The sequence below is a fragment of the Xanthomonas vasicola pv. musacearum NCPPB 4379 genome, from assembly GCF_000277895.2.
GTDB lineage: Bacteria > Pseudomonadota > Gammaproteobacteria > Xanthomonadales > Xanthomonadaceae > Xanthomonas > Xanthomonas vasicola.
Window position 1 is genome coordinate 1,752,887 of record NZ_CP034655.1, and the last position, 21,550, is coordinate 1,774,436.

The window sequence follows — 21,550 nt, forward strand, 5'->3', positions numbered from 1 at the left end:
CAGGCGGGTCAATTCGCATCGGCAGCTGCGCGCCATTGCAGCGATGCGGCGTTGGCCTGTAACCATGCGTCCAAGTTGCCGGAAATGATGCGATCGCCGGCGGCAAATACCTGCGTGCCTTCCCACAGGATCGGCAGGCGCTCGCGTTCCCATGGCGGTAAATCCAGCGCCTGCAGCAGATGTTTGAGTTGATGCGAATGCGCGCGCCGCGGCAACACGATGCGCTCGCCGCCCTGGCGTGCGCGCGCCAGCAGCGGTTGTGCAAAACGCAGGCCGGGCGCGCCGAGCAAGCGCAACTGCGCACCATCGGGCAATTGCAGCGGCACTGCGCCATCCCACGACGCTTGCCAGTCTGACGGCCAGACCGCAGCGGGGCGATGCAGAAACAGGCACTGACGCCAACGGCGGATTTCCATTTGCTGCCACGCGAAGCATGCTTGCCGGTCTGCGGCGTAGTGGTCGATTTCCCGTTCCAGTGCGGCCACGCCTTGCGCCGGCAGTGGGGGCGCGTGAGCAGCGCTCACCCACGCGCGCAACAGCCGTGCTCTTCGTTCGATAGGTTGCGCACGCAACGCGTGCAGATCCAGCGCGCCGCTTGCGGTGCGCACGCTGGGCAACAACGCCATGTCCTGCTGCAGCAGTAATGCGCTGGCATCGGCGCTCAGTTGCGCACTGCGCGCCAGCGCACCGGCTGCTTGCGGCCAGCGTTGCTGCAGCAACGGCAACACCTGGCTGCGCAGGAAATTGCGGTCGTGGCGTGGATCGGCGTTGCTGGGATCTTCGATCCAGCGCAACCCTTGCGCGAGCGCATAGGCGAGCAGATCGGCGCGGGCATGCGCCAGCAACGGGCGCCACAGCGTGCCGTTGGCGAAGGGGCGCTGCGGGCGCATCGCCGCCAGTCCTTCCGGGCCGGAGGCGCGCAGCGCACGCAGCAGGAATGTTTCAGCCTGATCGTCGCGATGGTGCGCCAGCGCCAGCCATTCGCCAGCGGCGAGTGCGTGCGCGAATGCAGTGTGGCGCGCGTTGCGTGCTGCCGCTTCCAGACCAAGGCCGCTATCGCGCTCGACGTGCACCTGCACGATCTGCAACGGTACCTGCAGCGCATCGCAGCTGCGTTGGCAATGCGCGGCCCAGGCGTCTGCATCGGTATGCAGCCCGTGATGCACATGCAGCGCGCGCAATCCTGCTTGGCGATAGCGCGGCGTCGCCGCCAGCAAATGCAGCAGCACGTTGGAATCCATCCCGCCGCTGTAGGCCAGCAATACCGGGCCGGGCGGAGTGGTGGGCAGCAGTAGCGGGGTATCGATCACCACAGGCGCGATCCTGCGACCAAGACTGCGCGCCCAGCGAGCGGGCGTTGAACGCGTTGCGTGATTGCCGAGCGATGCCTTGATTGGCGCGTTGTCTGCAAGCGCCATATCTGTGCGCCAAAGCTACGGCCCTGGGGCGAATCTAGCGCGGCTCGGGTATCACGGTCACCGCACCAATCCCCTGCGACCAACCTGATCGCAAAGCTGGCGGTGCGGAGCTGTAGACGTTCCCAGCTGTTACCGCCCATCAACTCCATTGTCTTTTGTACGCGACAACTGCGGCGCTGGTGTACTGCTACCGCGTCTAGGGCATCGCGCTTTTTTGCGTGGCCACTGCACCGATCGCCCTCGGCTAGCCTGACCGCAGCGATGGTGCCCCTGACCTGCAGCGGTTCCAAGGCGTTGCCGCATAGCGCGCTGGCGATGCCATGCGAGCGGATTAAGTGACCACGCTGCGGACGCCTCATGCGTCGGCTCGCCTCCCGTTGCAGCAGCACCGCTTACGCATCAGCGCTTGACCGCAGCCTCGAACGTAGCCGGCTTGGGCAACTCGACCGGAACGCCGGCGGCATCGCAGGTGCCGGCCTTGCACAGGCGCTCGCGCAGGCGCGGAGTGGCCTGGACGATGACGTGGTAGATCACGTTCTCTTCCAGCGTGCCGCGGAATGCAGCGCTGCCAGGGCCGGTGGCCCAGATGCCGACGTCTTCGCCGCCGTGGCTTTCGGATTTGGTCGGCACCAGCGACTCCTGCATATAGCTGGGCGCTTCGGTGTCCACATGGGTCAGGTCCGGGCGGCCGGCAGCCGGCTCGCTGCTGCTGGGCTCATGCGGATACTTTTTTGGGCCGGCCGGCTGCGCGTTGCTGGCGCCGGTGTAGCCGGGGCCATTGGCGTAGCTGAGCGTGGTGTACGGCTGGCCAGCCAGATCGGTGGCCAGCTGGCTGCGGTCGCCTTCTTCGCCGCCGGTACCGCGCACCTTGCCCAGGATGGGATTACCGCGCACCGGGTAGCCAACGAAGTTGAGCGTGTGCGAATGGTCGGCGGTGACAATGATCAGCGTGTCCGGCGGCGCAGTCTGCACAGCAACGCGCACGGCATCGGACAGCGACACGGTTTCATCCAGCGCGCGGTAGGCGTTGCCGGCGTGGTTGGCATGATCGATACGGCCGCCTTCGACCATCAGCACGAAGCCGTTGGTATCGCGCGACAGCGACTGGATCGCGGTGCGGGTCATTTCGGTCAGGCTGGGCTCGCCCTGCGGGGTGCGGTTGCGGTCGTGATCGAACTGCATGTGGTCCGGCTCGAACAGGCCCAGCAACGCCGGTGCGCCGGCTACTGCCTTCAGTTGTTGCTCGTTCCAGACATAGGCGCCCTGCGGATGCGCCTGTTTCCACTCGGCGACCAGATCGCGGCCGTCCAGGCGCAGGCCCACCTTGTCGTCGTATTCGGGGTCGCGCTCCTGCACGGTCTGGAACTGGCTGCGTCCTCCCCCCAACACCACCTGCGGGCCACGGCCGTAGCGGGCAGTGGAGAGCAACTGCTGGGCGATGTCCTGGCAGCCGGCAGTGCGTGCCGACTCGGGAAGGTCGGTGTCGTTTTCCCAGTTGCGGTCCGGCGAATGCGCATAGGTTGCCGCCGGCGTGGCATGGGTCAGACGCGTGGTGGTGACGATGCCGGTGGCCATGCCGGCGCTGTCGGCCAGCTGCAGCCAACTCAGCAGGCCCTTATTCAAGCTGTCAGCGCAATCGCTGCGGTTGCCGCTGCTGACCCCGATAGCGCCCATATGCGACTTCACCCCGGTGGTGATCGCGGTCATCGTGCCGGCCGAATCCGGCGTCTGCGAATCGGTGTTGTAGGTCTTGCTGAAGGCGGTGGCGGGAAATTGCTCCCACGACAGCAGGTTCTCTTCGCCCGGCCCGCCCTTGCGCTGGCCGTCCAGGATGCGCGCGGCGGCGACCGTGGTCAGGCTCATGCCATCGCCCAGGAACAGGATCACGTTGCGCGCCTTGCCGGCCATGGCGCCATTGCCGGCCGCGCGTGCGGCGCCGGAGCGGTACCACCATTGCGGGGTTTCGCCGGCCGGGTGCGCGACCTGCGGCACCTCTACGCGGACCGATGCAGGTGCAGAGGCGGTGCTCCCGGTGGTGGAGGCGCAGGCGGCGACGCACAGCGTGGTCAGGGCGGCGAGGGTGGGCAGGCAATAACGCATCGGCATCGAACTCGTGGCTGAATCAATGCCCATTATGCCGCGACGGGTGGTGTCACACCGATGACACAGCGCTGTTCCAGCTGTGGTCTCGCGGGCAGCGCAGGCCTGGGCTATGGTGCATGCACTCTCCCCGGAAGATTCGACGACATGAAACTGGTTGCGGCCTGGTTGCGCATTCCGTTCTGGCAGCGCGTGGTGGCCGGCTTTGCGCTGGGTGCGATCGCCGGTGCGGCCATGGGGCCGGCCGCCGATGTGTGGTTCGGTCCACTTGGCGATCTGTACGTCACGCTGATCAAGATGATCGCGATCCCGCTGGTGTTCTTCGCGGTGATCAATGCGATCTCGTCCTTGCACGGGCAAAAATCGGTCGCCGCGCTCGGCGGGCGCACATTTTTGTGGTTCGTCATCACCGCGGCATTGGCGGTGGGCGTGGGCCTTGCGGTCGGCACGATCATGCAGCCGGGCGCTGGCCATTTCAGTTTGAGTGTGGATTCGGCCTGGAAGCCGCGCGATGTGCCCAGCCCCATCAAGGTGCTGCTGGACGTGGTGCCGTCCAACCCGTTCTACGCACTGACCGGCATCGGCACCAAGACCAATGCGGCCGGCGAAACGGTGCTGGCGGCGGGGCGTGGTTCAATCCTGCCGGTGATCTTCTTCGCCGGGTTGCTGGGGTTTGCGATGGTCAAGCTGGGTGAGCGTGTCGCCGAGGCGCGCAAGCTCACCGGGCAGATGAGCGACATCATGATCCAGGTGACGCGCTTCGTGCTGGAGATGACCCCGCTCGGGACGTTTGGCCTGATCGCCAGCCTGGTCGGCAGCTACGGTTTTGCGAAACTGCTGCCGTTCGGCAATTTTGTGCTGGCGCTGTATGTGGCCTGCGCGATCCATATTCTGGTCGTCTACAGCAGCCTGTTGCTCGCACATGGGCTTAACCCGTGGAAGTTTTTCCGCGGTGCCGCGCCCGGCATGCAGGTGGCGTTTGTCAGTTCGTCGAGCTTTGCAGCAATGCCGGTGGCGATGCGTTCGATCACGCATAACCTGGGTGTCAGCAAGGATTACGCTGCATTTGCGGTGCCGTTGGGCGCCAGCATCAAGATGGACGGCTGCGGCGCCATCTTTCCCGCGTTGTGCGCAGTGTTCATTGCGCAATACACCGGGGTGCCACTGACCGCCAATCAGTATTTCGTGGTGCTGCTTGCCTCGGTGCTCGGCAGCTTCGGCACGGCCGGCGTACCCGGTACAGCGGTGATCATGGCGACCGTGGTGCTGAGTGCAGCCAATCTGCCGCTGGAAGTGATCGGCTATCTGTATGCGATCGATCGCATCCTCGACATGATGCGCACCATGACCAACGTCACCGGGCAGATGCTGGTGCCGGTGCTGGTGGCCAAGGAGACCGGCTTGCTCGACAAGAGTATCTACGACGCGGCGTCGACCAATGTCGGGTTGGAAGATCCGCCCGCCGACAGTGCCAAGCCACTGCGCTGAGGCTGCTGCATGCGTGCCGGATTTCCCATGCTGCGCGAACGGCTGCAGCAACTGCCCGAGCTGGACAGCGTCGATGGCGTGTTCGTGCAGCGCGGGTTGGCTGACGACCCGTTCGAGCAGCAATATTTGGAGATCCGGCACAAGGAAGGGCGACTCTACACCGATGCGCAGGTGCGCAGCCTGCCGCGTCCGAGCGGAAAACTCGGGGCAACGCTGGAATGGCGCGTGCGCGCGCTGTCCAGCAGTTTGCTGATGCAGCACCTGCAGACGCGCGCCAACGAAGGCGCCATCCTTGAGCTCGGTTGCGGTAATGGCTGGCTATCGCGGTTGCTGGCGCAGTCGCTGCAACGCGACGTCTGCGGCATCGACGTCAATCGCACCGAACTTACCCAGGCCGCGCGCGTATTTGGCCACGAGGAACGCCTGAGTTTCGTTGCTGCCGATATCCAGACGGTATCGCTGCCACGCGATGTATTCGACGTCATCGTGCTGCCGGCCTGCGTGCAGTATTTCGCCGACCCTGCCGCATTGATCGTGCGCTTGCTCGCCCACCTGCGCGAGGAGGGCGAGCTGCATATTCTCGACAGCCCGCTCTACGCCACGCCGCAACGCGGCCAGGAAAGCGCCGCACGCAGCCTGCGCTATTTCACCGAGCTGGGCGTTTCAGAACTGGCTGCGCATTACCACCAACACACCTACGCTACGTTCGATCGCTTTGCTGTGCAGTGGTTGTTCGACCCGCGGCGCTTGAGCGCGCGCGCGCGCCAGGTGCTCCGATTGCCGCAGCCGCACTTCCCATGGCTGTGTCTGCGTAAGCGGGATAACGTTGGGGTGATTGGCAGTTGAGTGTGCGTGTTGACGTTGTCTGATAACGCGAAGCAGCGTGAGTCAGGCGATCTGACGATGGCGCTTCTCGGGCTCACGCGATGAATCTCAAAGCATCCAGCATCTTGGTGGATGGACAAGCGTGAGATGAGGCTTGCCGATGCCAGTAGCGCGCTCACGTCGACAGGTACGGCGATTACGTTGCAGGTACGCCGAGTCTCCACCCACATGGCACACTTTCAGCTCATCCATTGACGAGGGCGGGCGGTGATTGGCCAACAGCGTGATCTGACATTTCGTTTTCTGGCCGAGCCCAGCGACGTCAACTTCGGCGGCAAGGTGCATGGCGGCGTGGTGATGAAGTGGATCGACCAGGTCGGCTTTGCGGCGGCCAGCGGGTGGAGCGGGCATTACTGCGTCACCGTGGCGGTGGGCGGCATTCGTTTCGTGGCGCCGGTCCGCATCGGCGATCTAGTCGCGGTGTCGGCCAAGCTGGTCTACACCGGCCGCAGCAGCATGCATTTCGCCATCGATGTACGCGCGCGCAGCCCGATGGGTGGCGACTCGCGCCTGTGCACGCACTGCATCATCGTGTTTGTGGCGATGGACCCGGACGGCGTCACCCCGGTGGAAGTGCCATCCTGGCGTCCGGACACGCCGGAAGATCAGCGCCTGGCGGAATACGCGCTCAAGGTGATGGAATTGAGCAAGGGCATCGAGGACACCATGGCCTATTACAGGGCCGATACCTCGCAGTAACTGGCATCGTGAGCGCGTGTCAGGTCATCTGGCCGATGGGCCGGGTGATGCGCTGCAGGCAGTTTGTGGCCCAGCTCGTTTGGCATGCGAGCCAGCATGCGCTAGTACATGCCACGCAGCGTGCGCATTGAAGTAGCCCCCAGCCCACGCAACAAAAAGGCCGCGAGATCATCGCGGCCTTTCATAACTGAGGCGAAGCAAGCGGGGCTTTACAGCACCCGACGCGCCTGGATGAACTTCTCGCTCCAGTAGCCGCTCGCCAGCGAATCCACGCGCACGTCCTTGCCGCGGCTGGGTGCGTGCAGGAACTTGCCGTCGCCGACCACCAGGCCGACATGGTCGATACGGCCGCGCTTGCCGAAGAACACCAGGTCGCCAGCCTTCACCGCGCTTGGATCCTTGATCAATTCGGCCGATTCGTCGCGGGCGATGTCGCGCGAGACGCGCGGCAGGTCGATGCCGAGCGCGGTCTTGAACACGTAGCCGACCAGGCCGCTGCAGTCAAATCCTTCGGTGGACTCGCCGCCCCAGACATACGGGGTGCCGAGCAGTGCCATGGCGCGCTGCAGGATCACCTGCACACGGCTGTCGGCCACGGCGTTCTGGGCAGCGTTGACCGCGCTCTGCGAAACGTCGTAATTGGCAAGCAGGCGGCTGAGGTCGCCGGCAAACATTGCCGAGCGGTCCATCAGGGGAATGGCGTCGTTGGCGGCCAGGTGCGGAAGCAGGGCGGCCAGTGTTGCGGTGGCAGCGGCGTCGGCGCGGCTGCGGGTTGCGGCTTTCTCGGCGGCGACGGCGCTGTCTGGTGTGGTCGTCTGCGGAGCGGATGGTGTGGTGTTGGCGGTCTGAGCTAACGCGGGAAGTGCTGCAAGCCAGAGTGCGGTGGCGCATAGCAGGCGGAGCGGTTTGCGGGGCGGAAGCGGTGCGGCGCCAGTATTGGTCTGTTCGTCGTTCGTCACGCGGGAATCACAGGTCTGCTGTCGATGCGAGATGATGCCTTGGTGAATGAATTGTTACGTTTAAAAATAGTTAAATTTCCGTTTTATGAATTGTGATGTACGTCACTATTCAGTGCAAAACCCGCTTTGAACCTGAATAATGGTCGCGCCAGTAGGCTCCATCAAGAAAATCCAAGCGAACTGTACCGCCAGTGGTAGGCGCATGCACGAAGCGACCTTCACCGACATAAATACCGACATGGGTCACGCTGCCGCCGGAGCCGAAAAACACCAGATCGCCGGTGGCAAGCCGCTCCGGCGGGATGCGTGGGCCCTGGATCGCGGCCAGCTCGCGCGAGGTGCGTGGCAGCGCGAGTGCCAGCACGTCCTTGTACACATAAGTCACCAGCCCGCTGCAGTCGAAGCCGGTCTCGGGCGTGTTGCCGCCGAACCGGTACGGTGTGCCCACCAGCCCCAATGCGCGCATCAAGATGTTGTTGGCGGCGGCCGGGTCGGCCGGTGGCACCTGCGGCCACACGCGCGCTGCCGGCGGCGGTGCGGCTGGGCGCCGGACCGGCGCGTGCGACGAACAACCGCCCAAGAGCAGAAGACCCAGCAACAAGCTGGCCGCAACGCGCCGGGGGCGGGCGGCGAAAACTGGCGTGATATGCATGGAGCCGGGATAATGGGGGATTCGAAAGGTCGCCATGATGGCGGCGCACCCGGCGGCCGACAAGCCGTCCTCCACCGTCTGCCACCGGGCAGCCCATTCAGAGCCAGGCATGAAGATCGAAAAAGACAGCGTTGTCCGCTTCCACTACACCGTTTCCGAGATCGGCCAGGAGCCGATCGAGAGCTCCAAGGAGCGTGACCCGTTGGCGATCATGATCGGCCACGGCAACATCATCCCGGGCCTGGAAGCGGCCATGATGGACAAGGAAGCCGGCGAGAGCTTCGGCGTGGACGTCAAGGCCACCGACGCCTACGGCGAATACCGCGAAGGCCTGAGCCAGCGCGTGCCCAAGAAGCATTTCGGCGCCACCAAGCTGGTGCCCGGCACCCAGGTTGTGCTGCAGACCAACTTCGGCCCGCGCGCAGTGACGGTGCAGAAGGTCGGCATGAGCGTGGTCGATGTGGACCTCAACCACCCCATGGCCGGCAAGGATCTGCATTTTGATGTGGAAATCATCGAAGTGCGCGAAGCCACCGCCGAAGAGCGCGACCATGGCCATGTGCACGGCGATGGCGGTCATCACCACTAAGACCGAGCTGGCATGTGGTTGCGCGGTAGTCGGGGTCGACAGGGCGCGCGCGTGCAACTGTCGTATGCCGATTGGGCGCTGCGATATTGCATAAGATCTACGCAGGTCGTGCCTACGCATCGGTCTGTCGCAGCGCTTGCGTGATTGCTGTTCCTGACGGCCCGCCCCATCGGCGGGCCGTTTGCATTCTGCGGCGCGCGACGCCGCACCTGGTTGCCTGAGCCGTGATGATATCCCGCAACGTGCTGTTCCCCATTGCTGCGACCGAGCGCATCGTCGTGCTGGACGTCCTGCGCGGCTTTGCGCTGCTGGGCATCCTGCTGATGAACATGGAAGCCTTTGTCGGCCCGCTCGATCTGGCCATGACCGGCGTGGAGCCGCATTGGCACGGTGCCGACCGGGTTGCCGATGCGCTGGTCTACGTGTTCGTGCAAGGCAAGTTCTATACGCTGTTTTCGCTGTTGTTCGGGATGGGCTTTGCGGTGATGGCACAGCGGGCCACGCAGGCCGGGCGCGCGTTCTTCGGCCTGTATCTACGTCGTGCTCTCGGGCTGTTGGCAATCGGCCTTGCCCATGCCTTGCTGGTGTGGTCCGGTGATATTCTGGTGACCTACGCGCTACTGGCATTACTGCTGCTGAGCGCGCGCAATGTGCCAACAGTCACTCTGCCGTGGTTCGCTGCGTTGGTTTACCTGTGCGCACCTGGGTTGGTCCTGTTGTATAGCGTGGCCGGCGAATTGGCGCAGGCCGATCCAACTGCGTCTGTGCAGTGGAAAGCCGCCATGGCCGATGCCGCGCAGCAGGCAATGGCGAATGTGCAGGCGCAGCGCGCCGCATTTGGCAGCGGCACCTATGTGCAGGCGACTGCGCAGCGATGGCATGACTTTCAGGAGGCGATGACAGGCCTCAGCATCAACGGCCCGTCCATGTTCGGTATGTTCCTGCTCGGTATTTGGTTTGTACGCAGCGGTGCGATCGCCACGCCCGAGCGCTTCCCGCGCTTGTTTGCAACGCTGCGCTATGCCGTGTTGCCGCTTGGGCTAGGCGTGATGCTGGTAAGTTATGCATTGGAACCGTGGATCGATCCGGCGCGGCTGGACATGCGTTTGTCAGTTGCCTTTGCGCTGTCGCTGATCGCCGGGCCGTTGATGTGCCTGGGCTATGCCGCATGGGTGGTGCGCCTGGCACCACATCTGGCGTGGCTTGCGCCAGCGGGGCGGATGGCATTGAGCAACTATCTGATGCAATCGCTGGTGTGCACCGCAATCTTCTATAGCTACGGGCTGGGTTATTTCGAGCAGTTGCCGCGTGTGTGGCAATTGCCGTTCGCGCTGGCGCTGTTCGCGTTACAGGTGCTGCTGAGCCGGTGCTGGCTGTACTGGTTCCGCTTCGGGCCGATGGAATGGCTGTGGCGCAGCCTGACCTATCTGCAGGTGCCGCCGCTGTGGCGCGGCGCCAAGCGCGCCGGATAGCGCCTGCATGCGCGTCATTCGCGATGATGTGCTGGTGATTGGTGCGGGCGCGATTGGCCTGGCCACCGCGCTGGCGCTTGTTGAAGCGGGCCGGCAAGTGGGTGTGCTCGATGCCGGTGCGCCTGGTGCGGCGACTTCTTACGGCAATTGCGGCACCATCACGCCCAGCCATGCACCGCCGCTGGCGGCACCCGGCATGCTTGCGCAGGCAGTGAAATGGATGTTCACCCCGGATGCGCCGTTGTATATCCCACCACGTCTGGATCCAGGCTTGTGGCGCTGGCTGCTGCGCTTTGCACAGCGCTGCAATGCACGTGATTGGCAGTCCAGTGCACAGGCACGCGCGGCGTTGTTGCACGATGCGCGGCAGCGCTTCGACGAGTGGGTGGTGCGTTATGCGCTGGACTGCGAATTTCGTAACGACGGGTTGGATTACGTGTTCGGCGATGCGCGTCGCTTTGCGCAGTATCGGGACGAATGCGCGCTGCTTGCGCAATGGGGCATCCAGGCAGAAGTGATCGATGGTGCGGACTATGTGCGCCAGGATCCCGCATTTCGCGATGGCATTGCTGGCGCGATCCATTTCCCTGGCGATGCGCATCTGCGCCCGGAGCGTTACACCGCTGAGCTGGCGAGAGTGCTGCGCGCACGTGGCGTGGAGATCGATGCGCACTGCCGCGTGCAGGCACTCACGCCTGATGGAGCTGGAACCTGCGTGCAGACCGAGCACGGCAAGCGCTTCGCGCGCGAGGTGGTTGTCGCGACCGGGCCGTGGTCGCCGGTGCTGGCGGCGCAACTTGGCCTGCGTTTGCCGGTGCAGGCTGGCAAAGGCTATTCGATCACCTACAGCGCGCCGCCGCTGATGCCACGTCGCCCGGTGGTGCTGAAGGATCGCTGGGTGTTTGTGGTGCCGTGGCGTGACCGCCTGCGCATCGGCAGCACGATGGAATTTTCCGGGCGCGATACGCAGCTCAATGCCACACGCCTGGCAGCATTGGAACGTGCAGCGGCCGAATACCTGCATGCGCCGTGCGGTCCCGCAGTGATCGAACGCTGGTACGGATGGCGGCCGATGACCTGGGACGACGTGCCGGTGTTGGGCGCGGTGCCTGGCCATCCTCACGTCTGGCTCGCAGCCGGACATGGCATGCTCGGCATCAGCATGAGCACTGCAAGCGGACAATTGATGGCCGACCTGATCACGGGCCGCGCACCTGCGCTGGACCCGCATCCTTACCGGGCGGAGCGATTCGCATGAGTGCGCGTTACGACTACGACGTGGTGATTCTTGGCGGCGGCTCCGGCGGCCTTGCCGCGGGATTTCGCGCAGCAAAACATGGCGCGCGCGTCGCGATCATGGAGCCCAACGAATTGGGCGGCACGTGCGTCAATCTTGGCTGCGTGCCGAAAAAGGCGATGTGGCTGGCTGCCGATCTAGCGGGCAAGATCGAGCTGGCAGCTGCATTGGGATTCGATGTGCCGCGTCCGACGCTTGCTTGGCAGGAGCTGGTCACGCATCGGCAGGGGTATATCGCCAACATCCACGCCAGCTATCGACGCCGCCTCAACGAAGATGGTGTGGTGTTGATCCCGCAGCGCGGTGTGCTGCAGGACTGCCATACCATCATGGGCAGCGACGGCGTGTCAGTGACCGCCGAGCACATCGTGATCGCCACCGGTGCCCACCCGTTGCGCCCGGACGTGGAGGGCGCCGAACATGGCGAGGTCTCCGACGATTTCTTCAATCTCTGTCATGCGCCTGAGCAAGTCGCCATTATCGGCGGCGGTTATATCGCTGTGGAAATCGCCGGGTTGCTGCAAGCCTTGGGGAGTCGGGTGCATCTGTTTGTGCAAGGCGAACGCTTGCTGGAGCGCTTCGATGCGGAACTGACCTTGCAGTTGGCCGACAACCTGCGGCATCTGGGTGTGCGGCTGCATTTCGGTTTCACCACCACCGCGCTGGAGCGTGATGCGCGCGGCGCGCTGCGTGTGCATGGGCATCCTGTGCATCCGCGCGAGCAGGGCAACGATGTTTTCGACAAGGTGTTCTTTGCAGCAGGCCGCCGCGCCAATACTGCCGGGCTGGGCCTGGACACGGTGGGTGTTGCGCTCGGCGACAAGGGCGAGGTGCTGGTGGACGATGGCCAGACCACCAGCGTGCCGAATATTCACGCGATCGGTGATGTGGGCGGCAAGGTCGGGTTGACGCCAGTGGCGATCGCTGCGGGCCGCAAGTTGATGGACCGTCTGTTCGGCAATCAACCGGATGCGCGCATGGACTATGAGGGCGTGCCCAGCGTGGTGTTTTCGCACCCGCCGCTTGGCAATGTCGGGCTGACCGAAGAACAGGCACGCGCCCGTTACAACGGTGAGGTGCGCGTGTATCGCAGCAACTTCCGCCCGATGCTGCACGCGCTGGCCGATGCACCGCAGCGCAGTTTGTTCAAGCTGGTGTGCGTGGGCGAAGAAGAACGTGTGCTCGGCGTGCATCTGCTGGGCGAGAGCGCCGAAGAAATGCTGCAAGGCTTTGCGGTGGCGGTGAAGATGGTCGCGACCAAGCGCGATTTCGATGAGACCGTAGCGATTCATCCCACCTCGTCTGAAGAGATTGTGTTGATGCATTGAGGCCGGTCTAGCGGGTGTGGGAGGTCAGGGTGCTGGTGACGTCCTGACCAGCGCGCTCTCGAAGTCTGATGAAAATAGCGGCAGCAGCGGACCATGCCGCGATCTAGCATCGAGCTGTGACGCTTCTACCGGTCGTGCCCTCATCCGGCGCTGCGCCCCAGCTTCTCCCGATGGGAGGGGGGATTAGAGCCCCTCTCCCCGCGGGAAAGGGGTTGGGGTGAGGGTTCGGTACAAGCATTCGGTACAAGCGACTCACCAATCCAGCGCGATCTGGTGCTCAAGGTGGGTTTATTTTTTACCCAGGGGCGAACGACGACTCATTGCGTTGCCTCGGCGGTTTGCTTTGCAGCGCCCGTACCCTCACCCCAACCCCTCTCCCGGGGGAAGAGAGGCTGTTAGCCTCCCCTCGCGTGAAGGGGCGATGCGTACACACACACCCATCAGCTGACATGCTTGTGCGATGTCCAAATCTCGCCATCCAGCGCCGCGCCACTCTTCCAGCCCTTCTGCGCGTGCCCGCTCCAAGGGTGAGGCGCTGTCCGGCGAGCAGGCGCGGCTGCGGATTCTTGAGGTGATTCGCGCGATTCCCGTGGGCGAGGTCGCCGGTTATGGGGAAGTGGCTAAGCGCGCCGGTTTGCCGGGCCGTGCGCGGCTGGTGGCGCGCGTGCTCAGCGGCAACGATGACTCGCAGCTGCCCTGGCATCGTGTATTGCGCAGCGATGGCCGGATCGCCTTGCCCGACGGCTCGGCGGGCTATCGCGAGCAATGCCAGCGGCTGCGCGCCGAAGGCGTCCAGGTGGAACAGGGCCGTGTGCGCCGGCCCAGTGCGGCGCAGCGCTTGGATGCGGCCGTGTGGGGGCCTTCATAAGCCTGCCGTTATCATCGGCAGCATTCCGAAGGATGCCGCCATGCCTCAACTGCCACCCATTACCAAAGCATTACTGATCGCCAACATCGGCTTGTTCCTGCTGCAATGGGCGGTGGGCGACCTGAGTGCCGACGTGTTGCCATCTGACAGCGTGTTGTCGTGGCTGATGTTGTGGCCGCTGTCCAATGGTTTCGATGCGTTTTCGCCGGGCGCCAGCTTCATGCCCTGGCAGCTGCTGACCTACGCATTCCTGCATGGCGGCTTCAACCACCTGTTCTTCAACATGCTGGCACTTTTCATGTTTGGGGCGCCGTTGGAACAGACCTGGGGCCAGAAGCGCTTTCTGACCTACTACCTGGTGTGTGTAGCCGGTGCAGGCGTGTGTCAGCTGTTGATGGCCTGGTTTACGCAAAGCGTAGCGCCGGTGGTGGGCGCGTCGGGCGGTGTGTTCGGCCTGCTGTTGGCCTACGGCATGTTGTTCCCAAATCAGCGCGTGATGCTGCTGTTCCCGCCGATCCCGATGAAGGCGCGTACGTTCGTGATCGTGTTCGGCGCGATTGAACTGTTCCTCGGCGCAACCGGTTGGCAGCCGGGCGTTGCCCACTTCGCGCATCTGGGCGGCATGCTGTTCGGTTGGCTGATGATCCGCTACTGGCGTGGCCAGTCGCCATTTGGTGGCAGCGGTGGAAAGAAGGGCGGTGGCAAGGGACGCAAGCCGCCGTTGCGCGTGGTGCGTTGAGTCAGGCGAGGCTGCGTCGTTCCACGTGATCCGTAGGAGCGGCCTTGGCCGCGATGGGCATCATCCATATCGGAACAGCGCATCGCGGCCAAGGCTGCTCCTACAAGACTGGAAGACGCAGAAGCCAGCACGGATCGCAGCTGACACGCCTTCCCGCTAATGCGAGAAACAAAAAAAGAGCGCGGAATCCGCGCTCTTTTTTATCGCCTAACCTTGGCGAGGATCAGCGCCAGAGTTTGATCTGGTCGGCATCCACGCGCTGCATCGGCTGGCCGGCCTTGCAGCTGAACACTGCACCGAATTCCGGCAGGTTCGACAGCGGACCGTCGGTACGCCACTGACCTGGCGCGCGGATGTCGGCGCTTGCGCGTTGCACCGCCTCGTTGGGCGACAACTGCTGCGCCCACAGCCCGGCCCAGGCAGTGAAGAAGGCCTGCTTGTCCGCTTCGGTGGCCGCCGGCTGGGCCTTGCTGAAGGCCTGCCAGGCCAATTCGACGCCGGCCAGGTCGGCCAGGTTCTCTTCGGCGGTCTGCGCACCGTTGACCTTGGCATTGGGCACGCCCGGGTACGGGTAGGCGGAGAACTGCGTGGCGACCTTGTCGGTCAGCATCGTCCAACTCGCCTTTTCGGCCGGCGTCCACCAGTTGCGCAGTTCGCCCTTGGCATCGACCAGCGCGCCCTTGGCATCGATCGCACGGGTGATTTCGTGTGCGACCAGCGCACCATAGGCGCCGTACTGCGCGGCCTGGGTGCCGCCGGTGGTTAGCACCGGCGCCTGCAACACCGCAGCAGTGACGATCAGGCGGTTCTGCGCGATGTCGTAGGCCACCGCCGGCTGCTGCGGCAGCACGTCCCAGCGACGGTCAGCGTTGCCCTTGCCAATGCGCTTCATCTCTTCGCGATGACGCCAGGTCGAGGCGATCAGCATGTTGCCGCCGAAGCTGCCGCGGCCCATCGGCTGCACGGTGTAGTCCAGGTCGCGACGCGGCGCGCCAACTTCGATCTTCATTGCAGCCAGCTTGGCCTTGGCTTCGGCAACCACCTCGCCGTTGCTCCAGCCGGCACGCTCCAGCGCGGCCACCTGCGCGTCGCGAACCTGGTCGGCGATGGATTCGGCCTGGCGGCGGGTGTCGCTGCTCAGGTAACGCGAGACGTACTCGCGGCCAAGCATCGGGCCGGCGGCAACGTTGATCGCGTCCAGCACCTGCTGCCAACGCTGCGGCGGCAGCGCATCGCCACGCAGCAGACGGCCGCGGAACTGGTATTCGGCATCGTGGAAGCTCTTGGACAGGTACGGCGCCATGGCATCGCCCACGCGCCAGCGCAGGTAAGCCTTCCACTGTTCCGGCTTGATGCTGACGATCATGCTGTCGAGCTGCTTGAACATGGCCGGGTCGGCCATCGACACCAGATCGTCCTTGACGCCCTGCGCTTCCAGAAAGTCGCCCAGACGCAGGTTCTTGTACTGCTTAGTCAGTTCCTTGGTGGCGATCGGCACGTAATTGTTGAACGGGTTGTTGATGCCTTGCACCGACTGCGCACTGCGCGCCAGCGCGGTTTCAATCTGCAGCACGGAGGCGGCATCGGCGTCGAGCTTGTCGGCGGCGGTGCCGCTAAGCGCCAGGATTTGCTTGACGTAGGCGCGGTAGCGGCCCATCAGCGCCTGGGTGTCGGCGTCGGTGCGGGTGTAGAAGGCTGGGTCGGGCAGGCCCATCCCGCCCTGCATGAAGTAGCCGATATGGCGATCGAGTGCCTTCAGGTCTACGTCCGGGCCGAAATTGAAGCCAACCGGGATACCGACCTGATGCAACGCCGCGATGGAAGCGGGCACATCCTTGGCTTTCTTGATCGCGTCGATGCGCGAAAGCAAGGGGGCGATCGGATTGGAACCGTCCTTTTCGACCGCTGCTTCGTCCAGGCCGCTGGCCCAGAAATCGCCGAGCAGCTTCTGCACGTTGCCTTGCGGGGCGTTCATCGATGCATCAAGCAACTCGCGCTGCTGCTGCAGGGCGCGCTCGGACAACTGGCCCAGCGCGGTCACGGCGCCGGCCTGCGGCACCGGGTTGGCCTTGAGCCAGCTGGCGTTGGCGTAGTCGTAGAAACTGGTGCAGGCCGCCGAAACGGCCGGCGCCTTGGGCGCTGCCGCCTTCTTCTTGCGAGCGGCGTCGGCGTCGGGGGCGGACAGCAGCGAGATCAGGCTGAAGCCAAGAGCGAGGGCAAGCGGACGAATGGTGGGCATCGAGAAGAAGGGTGGCCAAAGTAAAGTCGGCGGAGTTTAGCAAGGCTGCGTTCCGTGCAGGCGGGCGGGCGCTGCGGTTCATGCCCGCTGCTGGCCGCGTGCATGAATGCGACAGGCCCGCGTGTGCGGGCCTGTGCCTGGTGTAATCGTGCTAAAAGCGCTTGCAGCCGCCGGCTGCGTCGGCTTACCAGATCACCACGCGGTCTTTCTCGGGCCGCACCATCGCATCGCCGGCCTTGCAGGAAAACGCGGTGGCGAATGCGGGCATGTTCGAGGGCGGGGCAATGGCGCGCAGGTTGTCTGGCGCATGTGGGTCGCTTGCCAGGTAGACCAGTTGTTGTTGTTCGCGTGTCTGCCCACGCCAACTGCGCGCGAAGTTCAGGAAAAAGCGTTGATCCGGACTGTAGCCGTCGATCGCGACTGCTCGCTCCGGATGCGCGCGCAGATCTGCTTGCAGTGCATCGTAGGCGACGTTGAGGCCGCCCAGGTCGGCGATGTTCTCGCCCAAGCTGAGCTTGCCATTGACATGCACCGTGGGGTGGCTGGGCAGCGGCGTGTAGGCATCGAACTGTTTGACCAATTGCTCGGCACGTTGCTGGAAGGCGTTGCGATCCTGCGGCGTCCACCAGTCCACGTTGTTGCCTGCGCCGTCGAACTGCCTGCCCTCATCGTCGAAGCCGTGCGTGGCTTCATGCCCGATCACCGCGCCAATGCCGCCGTAGTTCAAGGCATCGTCTGCGCTGGCGTCGAAGAACGGCGGCTGCAGAATTCCAGCCGGGAAATTGATGGAGTTGGTGCTGGAGTTGTAATACGCATTGACGGTCTGCGGCGTCATCGACCAGCGCATGCGGTCGGTGGGCTTACCAATCCGGGCGATGTCGTCGTGGTAATTGAACTTGGCTGCCGCCCGCAGGTTGCGGTAATACGCGCCGGGCACGATCTCCAGCCCCGACCAGTCGCGCCAGGTGTCTGGATAGCCGATTTTTGGCAGGAATGTTTGCCACTTGGCGATGGCCTTGGCTTTGGTTTCCGGGCTCATCCAGTCGACATTTTCGATGCGTGCCTTGAGCGCGGCACGCACGTTGTCGACCAGGTCGCTCGCACGCTGTTTGGCTTCAGGCGTGAATACCTTGGCAACGTAGAGTTGCCCCAGCCCTTCGCCCATTGCGCCGTTGACCGCGCGCAACACGCGCTTCCAGCGTGGCTGCTGTTCGGGTTGCCCTGAAAGTGTCTTGCCGTAGAAGGCGAAGTTGTTGTCGACGAAGGCCTTGCTGAGCTGTTTGGAGGCATCGTCGATGGTATGGAAGCGCAGATAGGCCTGCCATTGCGCGATCGGCGCATTTGCCAGCTGGCGATCGAATTCAGCGAAGAACCGCGGCTGCGACAGGGAAAAGCCAGTGCCGCTTTCGATGCCTTGCGCAGCGAAGAAACCGCTCCATGAAAAGTGCGGAGTGAGTTTGTCTGCCTCAGCCGTGCTGACGAAGTGATATTGATTTTTAGGGTCGCGCGCCTCGACGCGTGTGAGCGAGGCGGCAGCCAGCCGCGTTTCGAGGGCAAGCACCTCGCTGGCCTGCGCTCTGGCAGCTTCAGCGGTGCTGCCGGTGAGTTCGAAGGATTTGGCGATATAGGCCAGATACGCCTCGCGAATGGCCGCGTATTCGGGCGCGGTGTAGTACTCCTTGGTCGGCAGGCCCAGCCCATTTTCCTCCGCGGATCCGATTTGCCTGTCTGCATGTTTGAAGTCGGCACGCGCACCGAAATCGAAGACCAGCGCATCGCCTTCGGCAAAACGGCGGGTGATGTAGTCGGCGACGTCCTTGCCTGAGCTCAGCGCGGCGATTGCGTCGAGCTGTGGCCGGATCGGCTGGTCGCCGGCCGCTTCGATGGCCGCTTCATCCATGCCGGAGGCGTACAGCACGCCGACCTTGTGGGCGACAGAATTTGCTTGCTTATCCGGCTGTTTCGCTGCGTCTTCGGCAATCTGGCGTTGGGTGGTCAGGCTGTTCTCCACGAGCACATCAGACACGCCCCAGCTGGTGCGGTCGGCCGGGATGGGATTGGCTTTTTTCCAAGGGCCATTCACGAAATCGTCCAGGTTCTGGCAGGCGCCGGTGGCTGCATCCAGTTCACTGATATCGAACGCAGGTTTCGTTGCCGCTGGTGTCGCTGGAGCGGCCTGCGCGGCAGTTTTTCCCTTGGTGCTGCTTGTCTCCCCTCCGCGCTGGCAGCCCGTCAGGGCAACCATCAGGGCAAGGGCAAGCGTGGAGGTCTTGGTCGGTGACATGCGCGCCAGTCGCTGGGATGAACTTCGAGCATAAGCGGACGCGTCCACGAGGGGGCATGCGTTGAGTTTTGTTGAGGCTTGCATGCAGGTGGGATTGCAGATCGCGGCGCGTCGCAGGGGGTGTTTGCGGGTCTTGCGTGCAGCGAGCGATGACGATCATGCGTCGCGATGGTGTTGTGGATGCATGTGCGCCGCACGCGATGTCTCGGCGCGCGTCTGCCGACGAGTACGTGTAGCTATCGTCGACTAGTGGCAGGGGGCAGCCTGCATCGGCCGTTGGTGCGGACTGATGAGTGATGAATGAGACACCGCCGGAAAAACCGAGCGCCCAAAAAGATGGGCGACGATCTTTCGATCGCCGCCCTTTTTTTGCAGCGATTGCGCAGTTACCAAATCACAACCTGCTTGTCGCCCTGACGCACCATCGGGTCGCCCGCCCTGCACGAGAACGCAGCGGCGAATGCCGGCATGTTCGACGGTGCACCGATGGCGCGGAAGTTTGCCGGTGCGTGCGGGTCGGTCTTCAGGCGCACCACCAGTTCTTCCGGGGTGAAGTTACGGCGCCACACCGTGGCCCAGTTGAGGAAGAAGCGCTGGTCGCGGGTGATGCCGTCGGTCTTGGGGTCGTCCTTGCCGGCAGTGGCGGTCTTCATGGCGTCGTAGGCGGTGTTGAGGCCACCCAGGTCGGCGATGTTCTCGCCCAGCGTCAGGTCGCCCTTGACCTTGTCGCCAGCTGGCGTGCGGTAGCCGTCGAACTGCGCCACCAGCTTGCCGGTGCGTGCCTTGAACGCGTCCAGATCCTTCTGCGTCCACCAACCCGGGTCAGGGATGAAGTTGCCATCGGCACCGAAGCGGCTGCCTTGGTCGTCGTACCCGTGGGTCATTTCGTGGCCGATCACTGCACCGATGCCGCCGTAGTTCATTTCCTCCGGCGCATTCGGGTCGAAGAACGGCGGCTGCAGGATTGCAGCCGGGAACACGATCTCGTTCTGCAGCGGGTTGTAGTACGCGTTGACCGTCTGTGGGCTCATGCCCCATTCGGTCTTGTCCACCGGCTTGCCGATCTTGGACAGGTTCCACTTGTAGTTGAACTCCTGCGCGGCCATCACGTTGCCCAGGTAGCTGTCGCGGCCCGTGCTCAGGCCGTTCCACTCACGCCACTTTTCCGGGTAGCCGATCTTGGGCGTGAAGCTTTCCCACTTGGCGATGGCCTTGGTCTTGGTCTCCGGGCTCATCCAGTCCAGCTTTTCGATGCGGGCCTTCAGCGCGGTGCGCAGGTTGGTCACCAAGGTTTCCATCTTGGCCTTGGAATCGGCCGGGAAGGCGACCTTGACGTACATCTGGCCGAGCGCTTCGCCAGCCTGACCATTGATGGTGGCCAGCACGCGCTTCCAACGCGGCTTGATTTCCTTCTGGCCGCGCATGGTCTTGTTGTAGAAGGCGAAGCTCTCATCGACGAACGGCTGGCTCAGGAACGGCGAAGCACCATCGACGGTGTGGAAGCGCAGGTACGCGCGCCAGATCGCCGGGTCGGTGTCGGCGATCATCTTGCTCACTTCCTGGTGAAAAGCCGGGATCGCCAGCGAGAACATCTCTGGCGTGGCCACGCCTTGGGACTTGAAGAACTCGGTCCACGACCAGTTCGGGGTCAGCTTGTCGGCATCGGCCGGCGAGATCGGGTTATAGGCCAGCGACGCATCGCGCGACATCTGGGTGCTGGTCTTGGAGACCTTGGCCAGGCGGGTTTCGAAGTCCACGACTTGCTTGGCCTGCTTGGCGGCATCGGCCGCAGCCACGCCGGACAGTTCCAGCACCTTGGCGACGTGCGCCTGGTATGCCTCCAGCTTGGCCTTGTTGGCCGCGCTGGTGTAGTACTCCGGGTCCGGCAGGCCCAGGCCGCCCTGCATGGCATAGGCGATGTTCTGGCTGGACTTCTTGAAGTCCGCCTCGGCGCCGAAGCTGAAAAGCACGTTCTTGCCCTTGGCTGCGCTGGTGCGCAGATAGTCGACCAGCTTGGCCTGGTCGCTGATGGCGTCGATGGCGGCCAGTTCCGGCTTCAGCGGCTCGATGCCCTGCGCGTTGATCTTGGCTTCGTCCATGCCGGTCGACCACAGGTCGCCGACGATTTTCTCCACACCCGTGGCCTTGCTGTCGGCGGCGGCTTGTTCCACCAACTGCCGCTGGATCGCATTGGAGCGTTCGTCGAGCATCTCGAATGCGCCCCAGCTGGTGCGGTCGCTCGGCACCGGGTTGGCGGCCAGGAACTTGGCATTGGCGTAGGCGTTCAGATCGGTACAGGCGTTGCTGTTGGGGTCCAGGTCGGCCGCGGTGAACTGATTCACTGCCGGCAGCTTGCTCTGGTCAAGGGTCAGCGTCGTGGGGGCCGCCGGGGTGGTGGCCGCAGTGTCGCCCGCCGGGGACGCGGGTGCGGCCTCTTCGGACTTCTTGCAACCGCTCAGGGCGGTGGCCACGGCCAGGGTCAGCGTCAATAAATGAGGTGTACGAATCACAAAGGACTCCAGAAGCATCAATG

Annotated in this window: 16 protein-coding genes; 9 read left to right on the plus strand and 7 right to left on the minus strand. The window is 64.0% G+C overall.

Annotated elements, in window-relative coordinates; all coding sequences use genetic code 11:
* Positions 1–8 precede the first annotated feature (8 nt).
* Both tilS and KWO_RS08225 read right to left on the minus strand, forming a co-directional pair.
* The gene (tilS, locus tag KWO_RS08220; RefSeq protein WP_026112322.1) at positions 9–1,313 is read right to left on the minus strand and encodes a tRNA lysidine(34) synthetase TilS; all 1,305 of its coding nucleotides are present in this window, start codon (positions 1,311–1,313) and stop codon (positions 9–11) included.
* 504 nt (positions 1,314–1,817) lie between these two features.
* Complete coding sequence (locus tag KWO_RS08225; protein WP_017112464.1) at positions 1,818–3,524, minus strand: alkaline phosphatase family protein; 1,707 nt, start codon at positions 3,522–3,524, stop codon at positions 1,818–1,820.
* 141 nt (positions 3,525–3,665) lie between these two features.
* Between KWO_RS08225 and KWO_RS08230 the strand changes: the two genes are divergently transcribed.
* From KWO_RS08230 to KWO_RS08240, 3 genes are all read left to right on the plus strand, one after another.
* Positions 3,666–5,006 (plus strand): dicarboxylate/amino acid:cation symporter, encoded by a 1,341-nt coding sequence (locus KWO_RS08230; protein ID WP_010377580.1) that lies wholly within the window; start codon positions 3,666–3,668, stop codon positions 5,004–5,006.
* Positions 5,007–5,015: 9 nt separating this feature from the next.
* The gene (locus tag KWO_RS08235) at positions 5,016–5,852 is read left to right on the plus strand and encodes a class I SAM-dependent methyltransferase (RefSeq protein ID WP_017112463.1); all 837 of its coding nucleotides are present in this window, start codon (positions 5,016–5,018) and stop codon (positions 5,850–5,852) included.
* A gap of 246 nt (positions 5,853–6,098) precedes the next feature.
* Positions 6,099–6,590: an acyl-CoA thioesterase gene (locus KWO_RS08240; protein WP_010366754.1), complete on the plus strand. Its 492-nt coding sequence runs from the start codon at positions 6,099–6,101 to the stop codon at positions 6,588–6,590.
* 209 nt (positions 6,591–6,799) lie between these two features.
* Here KWO_RS08240 and KWO_RS08245 read toward each other — a convergent pair whose 3' ends face one another.
* Together KWO_RS08245 and KWO_RS08250 are read right to left on the minus strand one after the other, a co-directional pair.
* A complete protein-coding gene (locus KWO_RS08245) occupies positions 6,800–7,549 on the minus strand; it encodes a C40 family peptidase (RefSeq protein WP_010377585.1) in 750 nt (249 codons plus the stop codon).
* 109 nt (positions 7,550–7,658) lie between these two features.
* Complete coding sequence (locus KWO_RS08250) at positions 7,659–8,201, minus strand: C40 family peptidase (protein ID WP_010377588.1); 543 nt, start codon at positions 8,199–8,201, stop codon at positions 7,659–7,661.
* A gap of 109 nt (positions 8,202–8,310) precedes the next feature.
* Between KWO_RS08250 and KWO_RS08255 the strand changes: the two genes are divergently transcribed.
* From KWO_RS08255 to KWO_RS08280, 6 genes are all read left to right on the plus strand, one after another.
* Entirely contained in the window at positions 8,311–8,790 is a 480-nt protein-coding gene (locus KWO_RS08255) for an FKBP-type peptidyl-prolyl cis-trans isomerase (protein WP_010377590.1), read from the plus strand.
* A 227-nt stretch (positions 8,791–9,017) separates the two neighbouring features.
* Entirely contained in the window at positions 9,018–10,262 is a 1,245-nt protein-coding gene (locus KWO_RS08260) for a DUF418 domain-containing protein (protein ID WP_010366747.1), read from the plus strand.
* A gap of 7 nt (positions 10,263–10,269) precedes the next feature.
* On the plus strand, positions 10,270–11,520 hold the full coding sequence (locus tag KWO_RS08265) for an NAD(P)/FAD-dependent oxidoreductase (protein WP_010377592.1): 1,251 nt from the start codon (positions 10,270–10,272) through the stop codon (positions 11,518–11,520).
* On the plus strand, positions 11,517–12,887 hold the full coding sequence (gene gorA, locus KWO_RS08270; RefSeq protein WP_010377594.1) for a glutathione-disulfide reductase: 1,371 nt from the start codon (positions 11,517–11,519) through the stop codon (positions 12,885–12,887). Before KWO_RS08265 ends, gorA begins: the two co-directional genes overlap by 4 nt.
* Before the next feature lie 460 nt (positions 12,888–13,347).
* A complete protein-coding gene (locus tag KWO_RS08275; protein WP_010366740.1) occupies positions 13,348–13,755 on the plus strand; it encodes an MGMT family protein in 408 nt (135 codons plus the stop codon).
* Positions 13,756–13,795: 40 nt separating this feature from the next.
* Positions 13,796–14,494 (plus strand): rhomboid family intramembrane serine protease, encoded by a 699-nt coding sequence (locus KWO_RS08280; protein ID WP_010377597.1) that lies wholly within the window; start codon positions 13,796–13,798, stop codon positions 14,492–14,494.
* 223 nt (positions 14,495–14,717) lie between these two features.
* Here the strand turns inward: KWO_RS08280 and KWO_RS08285 are convergent, their stop codons facing one another.
* The 3 genes from KWO_RS08285 to KWO_RS08295 all read right to left on the minus strand — a co-directional run bounded on the left by KWO_RS08285 (position 14,718) and on the right by KWO_RS08295 (position 21,545).
* The gene (locus KWO_RS08285) at positions 14,718–16,733 is read right to left on the minus strand and encodes a M13 family metallopeptidase (RefSeq protein WP_010377600.1); all 2,016 of its coding nucleotides are present in this window, start codon (positions 16,731–16,733) and stop codon (positions 14,718–14,720) included.
* Between the two features lie 184 nt (positions 16,734–16,917).
* Positions 16,918–19,017 (minus strand): M13 family metallopeptidase, encoded by a 2,100-nt coding sequence (locus tag KWO_RS08290; RefSeq protein WP_010377602.1) that lies wholly within the window; start codon positions 19,015–19,017, stop codon positions 16,918–16,920.
* Between the two features lie 386 nt (positions 19,018–19,403).
* Positions 19,404–21,545: a M13 family metallopeptidase gene (locus tag KWO_RS08295; RefSeq protein ID WP_017112460.1), complete on the minus strand. Its 2,142-nt coding sequence runs from the start codon at positions 21,543–21,545 to the stop codon at positions 19,404–19,406.
* Between the last annotated feature and the right edge of the window lie 5 nt (positions 21,546–21,550).

Coding starts and splice junctions, on each gene's coding strand:
- KWO_RS08225 (WP_017112464.1), bottom strand. CDS start 3,524: ATGCCGATGCGTTATTGCCTGCCCACCCTCGCCGCCCTGACCACGCTG.
- KWO_RS08230 (WP_010377580.1), top strand. CDS start 3,666: ATGAAACTGGTTGCGGCCTGGTTGCGCATTCCGTTCTGGCAGCGCGTG.
- KWO_RS08235 (WP_017112463.1), top strand. CDS start 5,016: ATGCGTGCCGGATTTCCCATGCTGCGCGAACGGCTGCAGCAACTGCCC.
- KWO_RS08250 (WP_010377588.1), bottom strand. CDS start 8,201: ATGCATATCACGCCAGTTTTCGCCGCCCGCCCCCGGCGCGTTGCGGCC.
- KWO_RS08255 (WP_010377590.1), top strand. CDS start 8,311: ATGAAGATCGAAAAAGACAGCGTTGTCCGCTTCCACTACACCGTTTCC.
- KWO_RS08260 (WP_010366747.1), top strand. CDS start 9,018: ATGATATCCCGCAACGTGCTGTTCCCCATTGCTGCGACCGAGCGCATC.
- KWO_RS08265 (WP_010377592.1), top strand. CDS start 10,270: ATGCGCGTCATTCGCGATGATGTGCTGGTGATTGGTGCGGGCGCGATT.
- gorA (WP_010377594.1), top strand. CDS start 11,517: ATGAGTGCGCGTTACGACTACGACGTGGTGATTCTTGGCGGCGGCTCC.
- KWO_RS08275 (WP_010366740.1), top strand. CDS start 13,348: ATGTCCAAATCTCGCCATCCAGCGCCGCGCCACTCTTCCAGCCCTTCT.
- KWO_RS08280 (WP_010377597.1), top strand. CDS start 13,796: ATGCCTCAACTGCCACCCATTACCAAAGCATTACTGATCGCCAACATC.
- KWO_RS08285 (WP_010377600.1), bottom strand. CDS start 16,733: ATGCCCACCATTCGTCCGCTTGCCCTCGCTCTTGGCTTCAGCCTGATC.
- KWO_RS08290 (WP_010377602.1), bottom strand. CDS start 19,017: ATGTCACCGACCAAGACCTCCACGCTTGCCCTTGCCCTGATGGTTGCC.
- KWO_RS08295 (WP_017112460.1), bottom strand. CDS start 21,545: ATGCTTCTGGAGTCCTTTGTGATTCGTACACCTCATTTATTGACGCTG.